Below are 18329 nucleotides of genomic sequence, written 5' to 3' on the forward strand. Positions count from 1 at the left end.
CGCGATCAATCACCGCGAATACTAAGGAAGTTGCACCAACATTGAAACTAGGGTTAACTTTTAGGGGTTAACCCTCAGTACTCGTCACTTCAGCCGCGTTGATCACGCGCAGCCTAGGAGCCGGACCTCGGCGGAAGCTGGCAGCGCTCGTGCCCCACCACTTTCGATTGCAGAGGCGATGGTCTGCCCAAGTAGCGCCACGGCTTGTTGCTGTGCCTCGACCAGAGAACCCACCACGGCATTGCCCTGCGCCGGCAATTCGATCACCGTTCTGCATAACAAGGGAGCGGCTCCGCTCACCTTGATGGGGCGCACGCGCCAAGTCGCATCCAATCGAACCGGGCCGCCCACGATCATGTCGAATCGTTGTACGTTGGCTTGGACGCGCCATACGGGCACATCTCTCGCCGGTGCGAGCGAGTTCACATCTAGCGCCCCCAGTTTCGCGGTGAGCGTGTCAGCCAGCGCGCTGCGGATCTCGTTGCCCAGCGGCGCGCTCCAACGATCTGAATACATGGGCATTAGCTCGCCCTCGCCCGGCCCATCGCGCAGCATCAGCTGCGGCTGATCGGCTTGTTCGGGCACGGAGACTGGCGCTACTTCGATCTGGTATTCGATACGCGCGGGCGCTGCGGGTATCGCCTGCGAACTGGACTGCAAGGTGTAATACCGAGCGTTGGGTGAACCCCCGCAGCCCGTCAGCAAGACCGCCATGGCCAGCGCTGGAAGAATCAGTTTGCGTGACACGACACTCATAGCTTATTTCCTGAGTTGGCCCGGAATCGGGTCATCCCCTCGCCCGCGTATCAGGGCCTCGGGATGGACTTGCAGGTAATCGGCCAGACTGCGCAGCGACCGCGCCGCGCGTCCCAGCTCGGTCAGCGCGAGATCGGCATTGGCCGGCAACGAGCCGTCACGAGCCAGTAGTTCATTGATGTTATCCAACGATTTACGCGCCGCTTGCAAGGTCTTGCTGACTTCCGGCGCCACGCTCTTGTCGAGGTTCTTCAAGAGACGCGAGGTCGAGGATAAGGTTTCGCGCAAGTCTTTGCCAATCTGGTCGAACGGGATCTTGTCGATCTTATCGACGATATTGGTGATCTGCTGCTGAAGCTGTTCCAGGTTGCCCTGCACGGTGGGAATCATCACCGGCTCGGACGGCTCGAAATCGACCGGCTTGGCTTTGGGGAAGTTCTCCAGAACGATATAGAGTTGTCCTGTCAGCAGGTTCGAGGTGCGCAGTTGCGCCCTGAGGCCGTACCGGATCATCGTGGCGATCAAACGGCCGCCAGTGTTGTCGCGCTCGGCCTCGGCACGGGCACGCATTCGGTCGTACACAGGACCCAGGCGCTCCGGATACAGCACGGCGTCGACCAACGCGAAGAAGCGTTTGTTCTCGTTGTCGAAGTCGATACTGATCTTCGTGACCTCGCCCAATGTAATGCCTTGGAAATCGACCGTTGCGCCTACCGCCAAGCCACGGATCGATTGATCAAAGCGCATACGGATATGGAACGGATCGCCATCGGGGTTCGCCTTTGCGTCGCTCTCGCTGCGATACAGCTCGAATGTAGCGCCCGCTTTGGCTTCCTGCGTCAGGCCGGGGTTCACGTGGGCAAATGCGACGCCGCCGATCGCTAGGGATACCAGCGACTGGGTGTGAACTTTCAGGCCATTGGTATCGACCTGGACATCAATGCCGCTGGCGTTCCAGAAGCGCGTGCCCTCAGTCACAAATCGATCATTGGGAGCGTCAACAAACACTTCGACGTTGACCGCATCGCCACTTTCATCAAGCGCGTAGCTGATGACGCGGCCCACGTTGATGCGTCGATAATAAACTGGCGATCCAATGTCCAAAGATCCCAAGTCATGCGCCTTGAGCATATAACGCTTGCCCGCGCGATCGTGCGTGACGGCCGGTGGGGTTTCGAGGCCGACAAAATCAAACTGGGTGGCCTTGGTCTCTGCGCCCGCGCCATCCGGCGCATCCACATCGATGTAAGCGCCGGATAACAGGGTCCCTAGACCTGACACCCCATTCAGTCCCAGACGCGGACGCACGACCCAGAAGTTAGTGCCCGGCGCCGCCAATCCCGCCGCATCGCGCGACAGCCGCACGTCCACGATTACCTTGGAACGGTCTTCATTAAAGTGGATGTCATCGACCAGGCCGACGACCACGTCTTTATAGCGAACCTGGGTCTTTTTGACCTCCAAGCCTTCCGCGGTGTCGAAGACGATGGAGACTTCTGGCCCTTGCAGGAGCCACGTGCGCAAGACGAGCGATGCCGCAACAACCGCCGCGAGCACGGGCACCAGCCAGATCCAGCTGATGCGCCGCTCTTTTTTTCGTACCACCGCCGGGGCGTTGATGCTGTCGTCGCGGGATGAAATGTTTTCTTCGGCCATGTTCGAGGGTAAGCGCGTGGGGTCTTTGCTATGCGGAGTCTCGCACGGAATTCGTCGAAACCGCGACAGAGCCCCCATCGCGTGATTCGTCTGGCGCAGATTGTCGCAAGCGACGGGCCTGCGGCTCGGGCGAGACATTACCAAATTCTCGGCTCAGCTCTTTATCCCACGCGATGCGTGGATCGAAACTCATGGCCGATAGCATGGTGAGGATGACGACCATCCCGAACGAGCCTGCCGCCGGCCCCGCGGAAATTTGCAGAAAACCTTCGAATTGTGCCAATGCGGCCAAGAGAATCACGACAAATACGTCCAGCATCGACCACTGGCCGATGAACTCAATCATCTCGTACATGCGAGTACGTTGACGCAGCGTGAACTGGCTGCCGCTTTGCAGACTGGTGGCCAGCACGGCCAGCGCCAACATCTTGGTCAGGGGCACAACGATACTCGCGACAAACACGATCACGGCGATGTCCCATGACCCGGTCTGCCATAACTCGACGACGCCGCCCAGAATCGTATGCCCGCTATCACCGAAGATCACCGACCGGATATTCATGATTGGCAACACATTGGCGGGCACGTACAGCGCGGCCGCCGCAATCAGCAGCGCCCAAGTCCGCGTCAGGCTAGCTGGCTTGCGTTCATGCAAGACCGCATCGCAACGTACACAGTGCGGCGTGTCGTCCAGCAGTTCGTCGATTTCTTCTTCGATATTGCCTGGCGTTGCGCGGTTGGGACGCACCGCCTGCACCTGTCCGCAGACATGGCAGCCGGTTAACGCCCGTCCCGGCACGCGTTTGGGCACGTGCACGGGCACAATCGCGGAATGCTCCGCGAATCGCCACAAGGCATGTGGCGACAAACGGTCAAGCATCGTGATGAGTACGGTCAGCGCACCAAACGCGAACAGGCCCGGCTCCGGACTGACTGATGCCATGCCCGCCAGCTTCACCACCGCGACGAGGACGCCCAAAAGAAATACCGACACCATGCTCCAGGGCCGCAGCAGTCCGTAGGCGCGAACCACGCCAGCAAACCCTGGCGGCTCGCGGCCAAAGGTGAGTGGCCCAAGCACCCATAACAGCAGCAGCAACTGCACGAGGGGCACGCCGAATCCCGACAACCCGGTCATCAAAGCGGTGGCGTAATAGCCCTGATCCCAGGTCATCCCGACCGCATCGAGCATTGATGCCTGTCGCGTCATACCCCCGACCGACATACTCACGACCGGATAAATGTTAGCGACGGTGAAACAGATCAACGCTGCCAGACAGAGCGCCAGCCAGCCTGACAACGTGATGCCGGAATAGCGCCACAGCGTGGTGCCGCAGCGGTCGCATAGCGCCCGCTCACCACGCTGTAGCATGTGCCGTCGGAAGATCGCGCCGCAGTGCTCACAAGCAATTAACGGCTCGGGCGGAGTGCTCAATCGACCAACTCAACTTCCTGACGGTCCTTGGCGCCACTATCCGACGATTTGCCCGGAGCATCGAAGGTCAGCTGAACCTTGCCCTCCGCATCCAAATCGACCGTCACGGCGCCCCCATCGGCCAGCTTACCGAACAACAACTCATCGGCCAGAGCACGGCGGATCGTATCCTGGATGAGGCGTTGCATCGGCCGCGCACCCATGAGCGGATCGAAGCCTTCTTTGGCGAGATGCGCGCGAAGCGCTTCCGTGAACACCACTTCGACACGGCGTTCGTGCAACTGATCCTCCAGCTGCATGAGGAACTTGTCCACCACGCGCAGAATGATCTCGCGCGACAACGCCGAGAACGGAATAATGGCATCGAGCCGGTTGCGGAATTCCGGCGTGAACATCCGCCGGATTTCGGCCATCTCATCGCCCACAACTTTGCTGTTCGCAAAGCCAATCGACGGGCGACTCAACGCCTCGGCACCGGCGTTCGTCGTCATGATAATGATGACATTACGGAAGTCCGCTTTCCGGCCGTTGTTATCGGTCAGTGTGCCATGGTCCATGACCTGCAGCAGGATGTTGAACACATCCGGGTGCGCCTTCTCGATTTCGTCGAGCAGGAGCACGCAGTGCGGCTGCTTGGTGATCGCCTCGGTCAACAAACCACCTTGGTCAAAGCCAACGTATCCCGGCGGTGCGCCGATCAGGCGCGACACGGCATGGCGTTCCATATATTCCGACATGTCGAAACGCAGTAGCTCCACCCCCAAGGTGAAGGCCAACTGACGCGCGACTTCGGTTTTGCCAACGCCCGTGGGACCAGAGAACAAGAACGAGCCGATAGGACGATCGGGCTTGCCCAAACCGGAGCGCGCCATCTTGATCGAAGCGGCAAGCGCCTCAATCGCGTTATCCTGCCCGAACACGACAGTCTTCAGATCGCGCTCCAGCGTGGCGAGCTTGCTGCGGTCGTCGTTGGACACGGACTGCGGCGGAATACGCGCAATCTTGGACACGATGTTCTCGATGTCGACCTTGCCGATGACTTTCTTCTGCCGGGAACGCGGCAACAGACGCTGAGCGGCGCCGGCCTCGTCGATCACATCGATCGCCTTGTCGGGCAGATGACGGTCATTGATATAGCGAGCCGACAACTCCGCCGCCGCGGTCAGTGCCGCTGCGGAATAACGCACGCTATGGTGCTCTTCGAAACGGCTCTTGAGTCCGCGCAAAATCTGCACAGTCTGCTCCACGCTCGGTTCGGGCACGTCGATTTTTTGGAATCGACGCGAAAGCGCATGGTCTTTTTCGAAGACGCCACGGAACTCGGTGTAGGTCGTCGCCCCGATGCATTTCAGTTGGCCCGACGACAACGCCGGCTTGAGCAGATTCGATGCGTCCAGCGTGCCGCCCGACGCGGAACCCGCGCCGATCAGCGTGTGGATTTCATCGATGAACAGGATAGCGTCGGGATTGCCGCGGATCTGCTTCAACACGCCTTTTAGACGTTGTTCGAAATCCCCACGATATTTCGTGCCAGCCAAGAGCGCGCCCATATCCAAGGCGTAGACCTGCGCGGTCTGCAAGACCTCGGGCACTTCGCCGCGCGTAATGCGCCATGCCAGGCCCTCGGCGATCGCGGTTTTACCGACACCGGCTTCGCCCACCAACAAGGGGTTGTTCTTGCGGCGACGGCACAGCACCTGGATGACGCGTTCGACCTCATGCTCACGACCGATCAGCGGATCGATACGACCCGCGAGCGCAGCGGCGTTCAGATCGGTCGCATACTGATCGAGCGGGGATTGACGTGATTCGCCAGACTCTTCGGAACTCGTCGGTTCTTTGGGCATTGCGGCGGCTGCCTCATCCTGCGGTTGCTTGGTGATGCCGTGGGAGAGATAGTTAACGACGTCCAAACGCGTCACGCCTTGCTGCTGCAGGTAGTAGACCGCGTGCGAATCCTTTTCGCCAAAAATGGCTACCAGCACGTTGGCACCCGTGACCGGCTTTTTGCCAGTCCCGCCGGCGGACACATGCATGATCGCGCGCTGAATCACCCGCTGGAAACCCAGCGTGGGTTGCGTGTCGACTTCCGCGCCATTGGGAATCACCGGCGTATTTTCTGTGACGAATTGGCGCAGGTTGCGGCGCAACTCGTCCAGATTGGTCGAGCAGGCACGCAGGACTTCGACGGCGGAAGCATTGTCGAGCAGCGACAAAAGCAGATGCTCGACGGTTATAAATTCATGTCGGGCCGAGCGGGCCTCGACGAAGGCCATATGCAGGCTGACTTCGAGCTCTTGGGAAATCACGCTTCCTCCATAACGCATTGAAGCGATCGAAAAACATGTTTCATATTCTATGCCGATCAGGGCGTAACACCAGCGATTTCAAACACTACGCGGTCGTGTCGGCCCTGTTCGTCCATGACCGTCAATGTATACCGACCATTGTGCACTAAAGATAGTTTCATCCATTCCGTTGCCTCGCCCTGTTGCCGCACTTGCCCATCTAGCAACCACCATACCTGACCTCGCGCGCCACGGGCATTGACTTCGAGGGCGACCGCGCGACTGCCGGGTACGGGTCGCAATACGGCGCCATCGGCCAGCCCTTGCACCCGCAATAGCGCACCCGCGGGATCGGCATAACCGGCGAACGTCGGCGGAACCGTATCGTCCAGCGCCCACGCCGCCCTTGGCTGGTCGCAGGCCTGGGCTTGGCGACTGCCCTGCTCCCAACCGTGCGGCCAGCACGTCACCACCCGTTTTACACTAAATGGACGGTTGCGCGCTGAAAAAGGCCCTGCAGGTAATACGGCTACTAGATCTTGAAGCAAAGGCGCGGCGACGTTGGCGCCGAAAAATCCGGGATTGGGCGTACCGTCCGGGCGGCCCACCCACACACCGATGGTCCAGGTGTCCGTCACGCCAACCGCCCAAGCATCACGAAAACCAAAACTGGTGCCAGTTTTCCACGCGAGACGACGGCCCGTTTGCTCCAACGGCCGGTCCGGATGGCCGCCGCCTTCAAGAATATCGCGCACAATCCAGGCCGCGCCCGGACTCATCATGTGCCATTCCACCCGAGGCTGATCCGGTGTAAGCCGGGGCACCCCCGCGACACCATCGCGGGCAAAAGCGCGATAAGCACCGACCAGCTCTTCCAATGTGGTGCCGCCCCCGCCTAAAATCAAGCTCAAATTTGGCCTCGCGCCAGCCGGCATGCGCAAATGGATGCCGCCCGTGGCGAGCCTTCCGGCGAAACGCGCGGGCCCGACGCGGTCGAGCAGATCAACCGCCGGGACGTTCAAAGACCGCTGCAACGCTTGCGACACGCTCACCGGCCCCGAAAACGCCGCCTGAAAATTGCCAGGGGCATAGCCACCAAACGACAATGGCGCATCGAGCAGCATGCTTTCCGAATGGATCAGCCCGTCCTCCAGTGCCTGCGCATAGAGGAATGGTTTGAGCGTCGACCCGGGCGAACGGACGGCGCGCACCATATCGACATGGGCATACCGGCTTTCATCGGAGAAGTCGGCCGAGCCCGCATATGCCTTGATCTCCAGGCTATCGTTGTCCATCACCAGTATCGCCATCGATACGCGCGCCGGCAATGCGTCGATGCGATCGAGCAGCATTTGCTCGGCGACCGTCTGGATCTCCGCGTCCAGCGTGGAAGGCACAATCGTGGCACGCTGGCCGCGACGGCGCTGCTCGCTCTGCAAACGCTCGGCGGCTAACGGTGCCAGCCATCGCGCACGCAATGGTGGAGAAAGTACATTTTCGATTTTGGCGTCGGCAACCGCATCGGCGCTCCAGACGCCCAGCGCCGCCATGCGATCCAGGACTTTATTGCGGGCCAGCTCGGCGGCTCGCGGATGCCGGTCGGGACGCAAGCGAGAAGGCGATTGCGGCAGCGCGGTCAACAGGGCGGCTTCCGCGGGGCTTAAGTCCATTGCGGATTTACCCAGCCACATCCGCGACGCCATCTCGACGCCTTCCACGATGCCGCCCATGGGCGCATGCGTGAGATACAGGCCTAGAATTTCGTCCTTGGTGTAGTGCAGCTCCAATTGCAATGCGCGCGCCATCTGGCGTAATTTGGCCGACAAGCTGCGAGAAGGCTGCCCGGCCAGCTCCGGATCAAGCAAACGGGCGACTTGCATCGTGATGGTAGAGCCGCCAGACACGATACGTCCGTGCACCAACCATTGCCACGCCGCCCTGGTCAGTGCAACCGGGTTGATCCCCGGGTGCCAATAAAACAAGCGATCTTCATAACCGAGCAGCGTCTCTAAGTAATGCGGCGACACCTGATCGGGCGCGACTGGGTACCGCCAGACGCCATCACGGCTGGGATAAGAGCGCAGCAGGGTGCCATCGGCCGCGACCACGACGGACGCGCCCCCGCCACCCGGCGCGGGCGGCGGAAACAGCCGATCCAAGGTGACGCCAATCGCCGTCAACAGCGCGACTGCGATGAGCATCGCCCTCGCCCACCGGATAGCGATCGCACCGCTACGCGGGGCGTCAGCACTGCGCCGCAGGCGCCCCGCGACTGCGCGCGCCGCCTGCCTTATCGCGCTGACACGCGGTCGCGAACCTCGATCGGGCTCCATCGCTCGCCTACGCCTCGCAGTTCGGGCCGATACATATCTTCCGCCACCGTCGATGGCACCACATAGCGCCCCGGCGTGACGACGCGCGCCATATAAAAGACCTCGATGTTCTCACCGCCCAACGCCGTGGCCACCACGTAACGGTCATCACGGAACTCGCGGTGCTTGATCGCCGGATTCGACATGGCGTCAGCGACGCTGACTCCGTCGATTTCCCAATCCCGCATCTCGGGGCTTTGCGACAGATTCAGGTTCTCGATCTCCAGCCCTGCCGGTACGCGATCCACGATCAGCGCGTCCGGAATGGTTTGGTTGGCCGCCGCCGTCAATCTCACCACCAGCATATCGCCGGTGCGCAATACGCCACCATCCCAGGGCTTGCCGTCAGGGGTGTACCAGCGGCGCTGCAGCTTAATCGCATCACCGCGCGGCGCGGGCGCTTCCGTGCGCGTGCCCTGCATGTCGTACTCGACGAACAGGGGTGCCGTACCGGTATTGGTGACTTGCAGCGTCGGCAGCACATCCGCCGACAAAGCGATTGTTTCATCCGAGGCCTTGCTTACAACGCGTCCACCCGTGGCCATCTGGATGTTGGCATTCCACGGTTTGTCGGCGTCGCCGCCGGCGGCACGCGCGGCCAGCACCAAGGCCATCTGTTCCTGAGTGGAGAAATACGCGCGCCCGCGCAGCAGTCCGTCCAGCTTCGACAGCAGGGACTGGCGCTGTGCCGGTGCCAGGCCGTATTGGCTGGCAATGGCGTATCCCAGCGCATAGTCCCGCACCGGGCTGCCATAGTCGCCTAACCACGCGTTTTGCTGATAGCGCCCCCGTATGGGATAGCCATAGGGCCGCGCATAGGCGAGTTCCATGGCCTTGTTCATGCGTGCGGTATCGCCCATCAGTTCGAATGCAGCGGCCATCTGAATCAGCGGCAACGGCGACAAGGCGCGTTCCTGATAACGGTCAAACAGCTGACGCAGCGTCGCAAGGGAGGCCTGCTTTTCGCGAGCAAGCACCAACGCGGCCGATGCATAACCGGCAAAACGGCGATGATCGTTGCGCATCAGGTCGAGGTAGCTGCTATCGACATTGCCGTTTTGCAGCGAACGACGCAGCACTTCCGGCCACGTCCCAAAAGCGCCCAAGCTTTGCTGCAGCTGTTCTTGCAGCCACTGGCGCGACCGCGCGAAAGCCGTCTCAGGCACCTCAAAGCCCTGCTCGCGCGCATCCTGCAAAAAGCCCACCGCATAGGCGGTCAGCCACACATCCCTGGCGGAGCCTTCGTTACCCCATAGCGAATAGGCGCCGGTCGACGAACGCATTCCCGCAAGACGACCAATCGCAGCGGAGATCTTATCCGCCCGCTGCTGTTTGTCCGGCACCGTCAATCCGAACCGTTTGGCATCCTGCTCGTCGAGCAACGCCCAGGGCATCACGGCGCTAATGGTCTGTTCCGTGCACCCATAGGGATAACGCAAGAGGTCCTGAACCAAGCGCGATACGTTGATCGGCGGCCGATTCGACAGCGTGATGTTGGCCGTAACCGAATCCGGGTAATAGCCTGTCGTCGCCTGCGCGCCGGGCGCGAAGGTCTCGCCCGCCCCCAGGCGCACGCGTCGCACTATCTGCTCTGCCGCGTGCGCGGGCTGTACTTGCAGCATCGCTTCACGTTCGATACGAATCGGCTCCGGCCCGCCCTGACTTTCCACGGTCAGACGCATCAGTCCCGGGCCATAAGACCCCGTCGGCGTCGCCGTAAACCGTACGGTTGCGCGCTGCTTGTCTCGCAGCGTCAGTGTGCGCGTGCCTCCATCGGCGATAGACAGCGGGTCCAGCGCATTCAGGTTGACCTTGACTTGCTGGGTCGCGCCGCTCAGATTCGCTACATCGACCGCGACCGTCGCGCGGTCGCCCGGGGAAATAAAGCGCGGCATATTCAACTCGGCGACGATGGGCGCGGCCACCACCATTTCCTGTTCGGCATGACCGAAATTCGCGTCGGTAAACGCCACGACCATCAAGCGGAGTGTTCCGTTGAAATCGGGCAGATTCAGCGGGATTTCGCCCTCGCCCTTGTCGTTTAACGCCACCGGACCAGAGAACAGATCGACCAGCTTGACCTTTTTCGGCAGGCTACGGCTGTCGCCGCGCATCGCGGCGTCGCCGCCCCATTTCAGGCGGCCCTGCGTGCCGTCCATTTTCTCGATCAGCTTGCCGTACATATCGCGCAGTTCCGCGTCATAACGATGTTTGCCGAAAAAGAAATCCATCGGGTCCGGTGTCGCGTACTGATTGATGTTGAGAATGCCAACATCCACCGCCGATAAAGTCACATGGGCAGCCTGGCCTTGCGCGCCATCGACTTTGACCCGCACCGTGGTCGGCTTTTCCGGTTCGACTTTGGCCGGAGCCGACAGCGAGACATCCAGGCGACGATCGTCGTTAGCAATGGGCAGATAGGTCAACCCCACCGCGCGAGCCGGTGTAATACGGTCGCCGGCACTGCCGGGCCTGAACACCACGGCCGACACATACAGATCGTGGCGTTTCCACGAGGCATCCACCGGGATGTCGATCTGTGTACCGGTCGCCTTGACTGCGGCCCATTTGGACCACAGCATGCGGTCACCCTCGACCGTAATCAGCGCCTGACCGTCGTGAGGCGGAGTGACCGTGAGTTTGACCGTATCCCCCGGACGCGCGGGTGCGCCTTCCAACTTCATTTGGACACGATCAGGCCGATTGCCCACGGTATCCGCATCTTGGGCATCCCAGCCCGCATAAAACCGATAGCGCAAGACGTGGCCAGTTTCTGGGTCGGTGACTTCCAAGCGATAGCGGCCCCAGTCTACCGGCAGCGTCAGCGACGTGCGATCGGGCAGTGCCAGGGTACGAGAATCCTCCAGATCCTCGGTTTCGGTATAGCCGCTATTCCATCCGCGCTGGTCGTCATAACGCCAGTAATAGTCGCGCCGCTCGCGGAACAGTCGCAACTGCGCCTCGGGCAGAGGCACAACTTCGCCCTTCGTATTCACACGAACGAGTTCGAAACCGGCCGGCGCACCCTGGCGTGTGACGTCGTTGTTAAAGAGTGGACGCACCGCAATGAGCTTGTCCGCTGGCCATATTGTGCGTTCAAGCGAGCGCACCACGGGGCGACCACCCGATTCCAGCAGACTCGCCGACAAACGCACGCTCATGGGCGATTTCACGGCACCGGCGGACTGCGGATCCACCGTCAGCCGAGCCAGGCCTTTATCGTCCAATGTGGTCTCAGGCAGCTCTTCATAATGACGCAGCGTGTCATCGGCCACATCCCCAAAGACGAAGCCCGGCCATTGCTGCTTCAATGGGTATCTCTCGCGCTTGACCTGGAAGCTCGCCAAGAGGCGATTGCCGGCCGCCGGCGCGCCATAGAGATAATCGCCCTGTACGTCCACAGTCCAAACTTGGTCCGGCACTAAACTCGTCTGGTCGGTGTCAAGATGCAATTTCATGCGTTCCGGCAGAAACTCCTCGGTCTGGAACCACCAACTTGCGTCGGGCAGCTTGGAGGCGGGATCGACGCGCAGCTCCAACAACCATTTCCCCGTCTGCGCATCGACCGGCAAACTGATAGCGCGCTGCACGTAATGTGCGACCTTCTCATCGGGCTGCCATAGCTCGCTGCGTACCACACGCCCGTCAGGACGCTTTAACACCGCTGTCAACGGCACGGACGCAATGGGTTTGCCGTCGAGGTCTCGCGGCAACACGGAGACCTGAAACGTCTCGCCGGGGCGATAAAGATTCCGGCCGGCATAGACGAATAAATTGTTAGGCCGCGCGACATGACCGCCGATATCAAACTCGGACAGATCCAAGGCCGGCTCGCCCAAGGATAGCAGCGTCAACTCGCCACCTCGCACGGCGCGAATCACGCGCGCCCGCGAGGCGTCCCCGTCGAATCGCACATGGCCGTTCGTATCGGTCGCCGCCTTGGCGAGCACCTTGCCGGCGCCATCGACCAGTTCGACCTGCACCTCGCCCACCGGCTGACCGGATTTCAGCGAAATCACATAAGCTTCGGTACGATCGCTATAGCGTCGCACATGCAAGCCCATATCGCTGATATAGAAATAGGACACTTGATATTCATAGCGGAACCGGCCGGGCTCGCTCATGATCGCGACATAAATACCGGGTTGTTGCAATTCTGCGATCTTCTCGACGGGCAGGAATGTCACATGACGGCGATTGGGCTTGTCGTCGGTGAGGAAGCGGCCTTGGTACACGCTCTTAGCCAGACTATGCAGCCGGTCCAGGTCCCAGGTGCTGACAAGCCCCTTCAGGCTGCGGTTATCCGCATAGCGCCACTCGTTCCCTTCGTCTGAATCCGACGTCCCCGCCAGACCCAACACGTTGTCGTAAAACGCCGGTAATTGCTCGGGCGGCACGCGTAGGAACTGCACATCCACCTCGGGCATGTTGACCGTGGCAACAGGCAGTCCGCCGTTCTGCCCGGCAGGCAACACCACCCCGCGACTGGCGAAGTAGAAGGACGGCGGCATGGCTTCGGTCTGGACTTCGCATTCACGATCGCCGCCCAAGGTCGCGCCACCCGCGCCGGGCAGATCGGCGCGTACGCGCAACGCGTACGATCGCTGCGGCTGTACATAGGGGAAATAAACGATGCGCGGATTATCGCCAATCGTCCAGGCGCCCTCTACGACTTTACCCGTGGCGGCTGCGGTGCCAGCAGGCTCGTGGTCGGCCTGTGAGCTGGAACGCGCGCTGTCGTGACGCTGTTTAACATCATCGCCTTCGCTTTGGGTCGGCGCCGGCCCTTGGTCGAGCACGGTGATATAACGACTCAAATCGCTCTTCCGGTCCACTGGCTGGGTAAAGGTAATCGCCAGCGCCATGGCGTCCTGGAATTGGCGGGGTTTGCAGTCCAGCATGCCGAACGGGTCGGCCTGCCCGACGAGCGCCGTGGCCGGAAGATTGGAATCGGACTGTGTGCCGCCTGGGGCGCTCGTGGACGCAGGGTTGCTGCCGGCCGAGGATGCGCCGCCCTGAGGTGCCTGGGCCGCCGGCGGTTCGCCAGCCGCCTCGTCACTGCGTCCCAGCCACAACCCTGCCCCAATCGTGGCGGCAATGACAACTGCCGCGATGCCGATCACGCCGCCTTTTTTACCCATAGCACCGCCTCAATCCACCGTTGCCGGTGCGCGCGTCACGCCCCGAGCGCCGCAAAAGCTGTCGGACGCGCCGGGACTATACCTAACTTGGGAGGCCTTGCCCATGCACGGGCGGCCGGTATGGCAGGGCCAATTCCTACAATTCTTTACCGCTGACAGGATCGCATCAAGCGGGTTCCATAATGCATTGCAACGGATGCTGACGTTGGCGGGCGTATTGGGCGACTTGCGAAATACGCGTCGCCGCGATATCACGCGGGTATACACCACAAACCCCACGCCCTTCATGATGAACCTGCAGCATGATACGCGTGGCCTCTTCCTGGTTTTTGCGGAAGAATTTCTGCAGCACCTTCACCACGAATTCCATGGGCGTGTAATCGTCATTGAGAAGTACCACCTGGTACATGGGAGGCGGAGCCGTGCGGGCAGTCTCTTTCTCAACGACGAGATCATGCTGTGTATCGGAGATCGAACTCATAGGGCGGAATCGATTTGAAACAATAAGCGGCAAGCCGCAGTTAGCTCAACATTACACGTGCGGATGGGTAATTTCCACACTTGACGGGCGAAACGAAAGCAGCGCATTATCAGGTCATTCGGAGACGGCTTGGTACTTATTAGCCCCTCCGGAAGCCGGAGGGCAACCGGCATGGCCGAATGCTTTCTGTCAAACATACGATTCAAATGAGGCAGTCCGCATGTCTGATACGAGCGCAACCGCCGTCCAAGGGGACAATCCCAAATCGACTGGCACCGTCAAATGGTTCAACGACGCAAAGGGTTTTGGCTTTATTACACCCGATGATGGCGGAGAAGACCTCTTCGCACATTTTTCGTCGATCCAGATGAACGGATTCAAGACCCTGAAAGAAGGCCAAAAAGTGGCTTTCGAAATAATACAGGGACCTAAAGGCAAACAAGCTTTAAACATCACCTCGGCATAATCAATGGGGTGATTGCGCCGGACAGTCATTGATCCTGATCTTAGGTCAATCTGTTGCAAAGGCGGCGTGGTAGTCTGGCGGGGCATCATGCCCCGCCTTATTGTTGTTTGCTGCTTGCTACGCCTTATGTTGACTCCTCTCGCCCTGCGGTCCATCCGTCCGATTCCGTTCTGCCGTTCCGTGACTGGGATGTTTGCCCGTCGCCGTGCGCTGCAACGCGCGTGCCAATCGCTGGCAGCCGTAATGCTTGTCTGCGCCGCACCCGTGCATGCGCAATCGACTACAAGCGCCCAGACTGGCCTGCCCGTCGCCAAGCTGACCGCAGGTATCCACGTGATTCGCGCGGAGGTGGCCGATACCGAATCCACCCGACGCACGGGGCTCATGTTCCGCGATGCTCTGCCCGATAACGATGGCATGCTGTTCGTCTTCGACGCGCCGGAGGTGCAATGTTTCTGGATGCGTAATACGCCCCTGCCCTTATCAATCGCATTTATCGCCGATGACGGAACCATCGTGAACATCGACGACATGGCGCCTCAAACGGACGACACGCATTGTTCGGCAAAGCCGGTACGCTATGCGCTGGAAATGGCCCAGGGCTGGTTCGACATGCGCGGCGTGCAAGCCGGGCAACGCATCACCGGGTTACCCCGTTAATAAAGGGCGAGCACGCTCGTAGGAACCTTGGCCCCAGACTGACAAAGCGGGACTCGTCGCAACACGTCGATGAAGTCCGCCTCTATGAAGTCCGCCTCTATGAAGTCCGCCTCTAATCCGTACAGGCTGGCCGCGCAACAAAGCAGCGCCGATGCACCCGTGCGATCGGCGCTGACTTGGCGGTGATTTACACGCGCTCGAGGATGACCGCGATACCCTGGCCCACACCGATGCACATCGTGCAAAGCGCGTAGCGGCCATTGGTGCGGTGCAACTGATTCACGGCCGTGGTCGCCAGACGGGCGCCACTGGCGCCCAGGGGATGACCCAGCGCGATCGCGCCGCCGTTCGGATTCACGCGCGCGTCGTCATCGGCAATCCCCAGATCGCGAAGTACCGCCAGACCTTGAGCGGCGAACGCTTCGTTCAGCTCGATCACGTCCATCTGATCCAGCGACAAACCGGTGAGCTGCAAGACCTTGCGCGTGGCCGGTGCCGGGCCCATGCCCATGATGCGCGGCGCCACGCCAGCGGTCGCCATGCCCACCACGCGTGCGCGCGGCGTCAAGCCATGGCGCGCGGCGCTGGCTTCGTCAGCCAGCAGCAGAGCGGCCGCGCCATCATTCACGCCCGAGGCATTGCCCGCGGTCACCGAACCGCCCTCGCGCACGACGCCCTTCAAGCGTGCCAGCGCTTCCAGGCTGGTTTCACGCGGGTGTTCGTCTTTGTCGACGATGATCGGATCGCCCTTACGCTGCGGGATCGTGACGGGCGTGATTTCCGCGTCGAAATAACCTTCTCGCTGCGCGCGGGCGGTTTTCGACTGGCTGGCCAGGGCGAACTTGTCCTGGTCCTCGCGGCTGATCTTGAAGTCGTCGGCGACGTTTTCAGCGGTCTCGGGCATGGAGTCCACGCCGTATTGCGCTTTCATCAGCTTGTTGACGAAACGCCAGCCGATCGTGGTGTCGTAGATCGCGGCATTACGCGAGAAAGCCGTGTCAGCCTTGCCCATGACAAAGGGCGCACGACTCATGCTTTCGACGCCGCCGGCCAACATCAAGCCGGCCTCGCCGGCGCGAATGGCGCGCGCCGCCGTACCCACCGCGTCCAGGCCCGAGCCGCACAGACGGTTCACCGTGCCACCGGGAACTTCGACCGGCAAGCCGGCCAGCAGCGCCGCCATGCGTGCGACGTTGCGGTTGTCTTCGCCGGCCTGGTTGGCGCAGCCCATGATCACATCCGTGATCTCTTCCCAATTCACGCCGGGGTTGCGCGCCATCAGCGCCTTGATCGGCAATGCCGCGAGATCATCGGCCCGGACGGATGCCAGGGCACCGCCATAACGGCCGAAAGGGGTACGAATGGCATCACAAATGTAAGCGTGAACGGTCATGGATGGTAGCTCGTAGAATGGGTGATAGATGAATCGCCGTCGATCTTACGACAACGCGCCCGGCTCCGACAGCGCCGCGTCTTGTTAGCGTCCATCTTGTAGACACAGTCCATTGGCTGGACGTGCCGCTGCCCGATGGACTGCCATGTTGGCAAGGGCGATGGTATGAATATTGATACACTTCTTACGACACCCGGCCCATGCGCCGATCAATAAAGTTATCTCCATTCGGCTGCCTATAAGCCGAAGGAAAAGAAGGGGTTGCAGTGAATAAAAAGGAAGCTTTGTCCGGCGAGGCGAGTAAAGGCGACCCTTCGCCACCACCACTTGACGACGTGGTGATGCTGCTGGGCAATGCCGGTGATGGGCGAGCGCAGGCCCGTTTCATCGCGCTGGCGTGCGCCACGGGGTTATTGACCGGCATAGTCGGGTCCTATTTTCACATGCTGATCGATACCCTCATCAGCTGGCCGCAGTGGATTGCCCAGCGCCTGAGCGGCGCACCGCTAGTGGTCGTCGTCGCGCTGATCACCATGGTCTGCACCGTCGTCTGCGCCTTTATCGTCAAGCGTGTCGCGCCCGAGGCGGGCGGCAGCGGCGTGCAGGAAATCGAGGGCGCGATGGAAGGATTGCGCACGGTGCACTGGCGCCGCGTATTGCCGGTGAAATTTGTCGCCGGCGTCATCTCGATATCCTCGGGGCTGGTGCTAGGACGAGAAGGCCCCACTATTCATATCGGCGCGTCGCTTGGCGCGGCCATCAACGACTTTTTCAAGAACAGCATTCCCGAACGTCGCGGGCTGCTCGCGGCCGGTGCCGCGGCAGGTCTGGCTTGCGCGTTCAATGCGCCCCTGGCGGCGGTGCTGTTCGTGATCGAGGAAACGCACAAGCAATTTCCCTATACGCTGCGCACCTATATGGGGGTGATTGCCGCTGCCCTGCTCTCGACTGTGATGACGCAGGTCATTGGCGGGACGGCGCCGGATTTGTCGATGCCTTCTATCACGCCTACGCTTTCTCAATTGCCTGCTTTCGTCGCATTGGGCTGCGTGCTCGGATTCGTTGGCGTGGGCTTGAACAAAAGCCTGCTGGCGGCCGGTACGCTGGCAACGCGTATGCATGCACGCGTGCCCTATGTCTATCCGGCGTTGATCGGGCTGATCGTCGGCGCCTTGTTCACGTTAGTTCCCCAAGCAGTTACGGGCGGCGATCTGGTCATCAAACAATTGACGAATGCGAATCCCGCTGTGCTGGTGTTGCTGGGCCTGGCATGTCTGCGCTTTATCACCATGGTGGGTAGCTACTCCAGCGGCGTCCCTGGCGGGATTTTTGCACCGATTCTGGCGCTGGCCACCTGCGTCGGCTTGGCCTTTGGCGGTGTGCTCGACAGCATGATTCCGCAGGCGCCTGATGCGTATTTGGCGTTTGCCATTGCCGCGATGGGCGGCCTGTTTACCGCCTGCGTCCGAGCGCCCATCGTGGGCGTGGTGCTGACGCTCGAGCTCACGGGCTCGCATGGTTTGACCATGCCGCTGATCGCCACCTGCCTGGCTGCGAATCTGACCGCGCAATGGATCGGCGGCAAGCCGATTTACGAGCAGCTATTGGAACGTACGCTCGCGCAAAGCGGTGCCAAGCCAAAAACGGTGAACCCGGAAGAACGCACGGGACTGGCTTGACG

Annotated in this window: 11 protein-coding genes; 3 read left to right on the plus strand and 8 right to left on the minus strand. The window is 61.0% G+C overall.

Annotated elements, in window-relative coordinates:
• Positions 1-102 precede the first annotated feature (102 nt).
• The 7 genes from GOQ25_RS03595 to clpS form a co-directional block, all read right to left on the minus strand.
• A complete protein-coding gene (locus tag GOQ25_RS03595; protein ID WP_160349083.1) occupies positions 103-756 on the minus strand; it encodes a membrane integrity-associated transporter subunit PqiC in 654 nt (217 codons plus the stop codon).
• 3 nt (positions 757-759) lie between these two features.
• A complete protein-coding gene (locus GOQ25_RS03600; protein WP_160349084.1) occupies positions 760-2412 on the minus strand; it encodes an intermembrane transport protein PqiB in 1653 nt (550 codons plus the stop codon).
• Between the two features lie 28 nt (positions 2413-2440).
• Positions 2441-3784 carry a PqiA/YebS family transporter subunit gene (locus GOQ25_RS03605; protein WP_236844477.1) on the minus strand — a complete coding sequence of 448 codons (1344 nt, stop codon included), beginning with the start codon at positions 3782-3784 and terminating at the stop codon, positions 2441-2443.
• A 59-nt stretch (positions 3785-3843) separates the two neighbouring features.
• The gene (clpA, locus tag GOQ25_RS03610; protein WP_160349086.1) at positions 3844-6156 is read right to left on the minus strand and encodes an ATP-dependent Clp protease ATP-binding subunit ClpA; all 2313 of its coding nucleotides are present in this window, start codon (positions 6154-6156) and stop codon (positions 3844-3846) included.
• Positions 6157-6212: 56 nt separating this feature from the next.
• On the minus strand, positions 6213-8336 hold the full coding sequence (gene pbpC / locus GOQ25_RS03615) for a penicillin-binding protein 1C (RefSeq protein ID WP_236844478.1): 2124 nt from the start codon (positions 8334-8336) through the stop codon (positions 6213-6215).
• Positions 8337-8425: 89 nt separating this feature from the next.
• On the minus strand, positions 8426-13648 hold the full coding sequence (locus GOQ25_RS03620) for an alpha-2-macroglobulin (protein ID WP_160349088.1): 5223 nt from the start codon (positions 13646-13648) through the stop codon (positions 8426-8428).
• A 166-nt stretch (positions 13649-13814) separates the two neighbouring features.
• Entirely contained in the window at positions 13815-14129 is a 315-nt protein-coding gene (clpS, locus tag GOQ25_RS03625; protein ID WP_160349089.1) for an ATP-dependent Clp protease adapter ClpS, read from the minus strand.
• 220 nt (positions 14130-14349) lie between these two features.
• Here clpS and GOQ25_RS03630 point away from each other — a divergent pair, with 220 nt between their 5' ends.
• Together GOQ25_RS03630 and GOQ25_RS03635 are read left to right on the plus strand one after the other, a co-directional pair.
• The gene (locus GOQ25_RS03630; protein ID WP_160349090.1) at positions 14350-14595 is read left to right on the plus strand and encodes a cold-shock protein; all 246 of its coding nucleotides are present in this window, start codon (positions 14350-14352) and stop codon (positions 14593-14595) included.
• 189 nt (positions 14596-14784) lie between these two features.
• The gene (locus GOQ25_RS03635) at positions 14785-15255 is read left to right on the plus strand and encodes a DUF192 domain-containing protein (RefSeq protein ID WP_202109320.1); all 471 of its coding nucleotides are present in this window, start codon (positions 14785-14787) and stop codon (positions 15253-15255) included.
• Positions 15256-15442: 187 nt separating this feature from the next.
• Here GOQ25_RS03635 and pcaF read toward each other — a convergent pair whose 3' ends face one another.
• Positions 15443-16648: a 3-oxoadipyl-CoA thiolase gene (gene pcaF, locus GOQ25_RS03640; protein WP_160349091.1), complete on the minus strand. Its 1206-nt coding sequence runs from the start codon at positions 16646-16648 to the stop codon at positions 15443-15445.
• A gap of 266 nt (positions 16649-16914) precedes the next feature.
• Here pcaF and clcA point away from each other — a divergent pair, with 266 nt between their 5' ends.
• On the plus strand, positions 16915-18327 hold the full coding sequence (gene clcA, locus GOQ25_RS03645; protein WP_202109316.1) for a H(+)/Cl(-) exchange transporter ClcA: 1413 nt from the start codon (positions 16915-16917) through the stop codon (positions 18325-18327).
• Positions 18328-18329: the final 2 nt, after the last annotated feature.

The sequence above is a fragment of the Bordetella sp. 15P40C-2 genome, assembly GCF_009763235.1.
Taxonomy (GTDB): Bacteria; Pseudomonadota; Gammaproteobacteria; order Burkholderiales; family Burkholderiaceae_B; genus Bordetella_A.

What these genes read in the sequence shown, in the direction of transcription:
- GOQ25_RS03595 (WP_160349083.1), bottom strand. Translation starts at nt 756, where the DNA reads ATGAGTGTCGTGTCACGCAAACTGATTCTTCCAGCGCTGGCCATGGCG.
- GOQ25_RS03600 (WP_160349084.1), bottom strand. Translation starts at nt 2,412, where the DNA reads ATGGCCGAAGAAAACATTTCATCCCGCGACGACAGCATCAACGCCCCG.
- GOQ25_RS03605 (WP_236844477.1), bottom strand. Translation starts at nt 3,784, where the DNA reads ATGCTACAGCGTGGTGAGCGGGCGCTATGCGACCGCTGCGGCACCACG.
- pbpC (WP_236844478.1), bottom strand. Translation starts at nt 8,336, where the DNA reads ATGCTCATCGCAGTCGCGCTGTTGACGGCGATTGGCGTCACCTTGGAT.
- GOQ25_RS03620 (WP_160349088.1), bottom strand. Translation starts at nt 13,648, where the DNA reads ATGGGTAAAAAAGGCGGCGTGATCGGCATCGCGGCAGTTGTCATTGCC.
- clpS (WP_160349089.1), bottom strand. Translation starts at nt 14,129, where the DNA reads ATGAGTTCGATCTCCGATACACAGCATGATCTCGTCGTTGAGAAAGAG.
- GOQ25_RS03630 (WP_160349090.1), top strand. Translation starts at nt 14,350, where the DNA reads ATGTCTGATACGAGCGCAACCGCCGTCCAAGGGGACAATCCCAAATCG.
- GOQ25_RS03635 (WP_202109320.1), top strand. Translation starts at nt 14,785, where the DNA reads ATGTTTGCCCGTCGCCGTGCGCTGCAACGCGCGTGCCAATCGCTGGCA.
- pcaF (WP_160349091.1), bottom strand. Translation starts at nt 16,648, where the DNA reads ATGACCGTTCACGCTTACATTTGTGATGCCATTCGTACCCCTTTCGGC.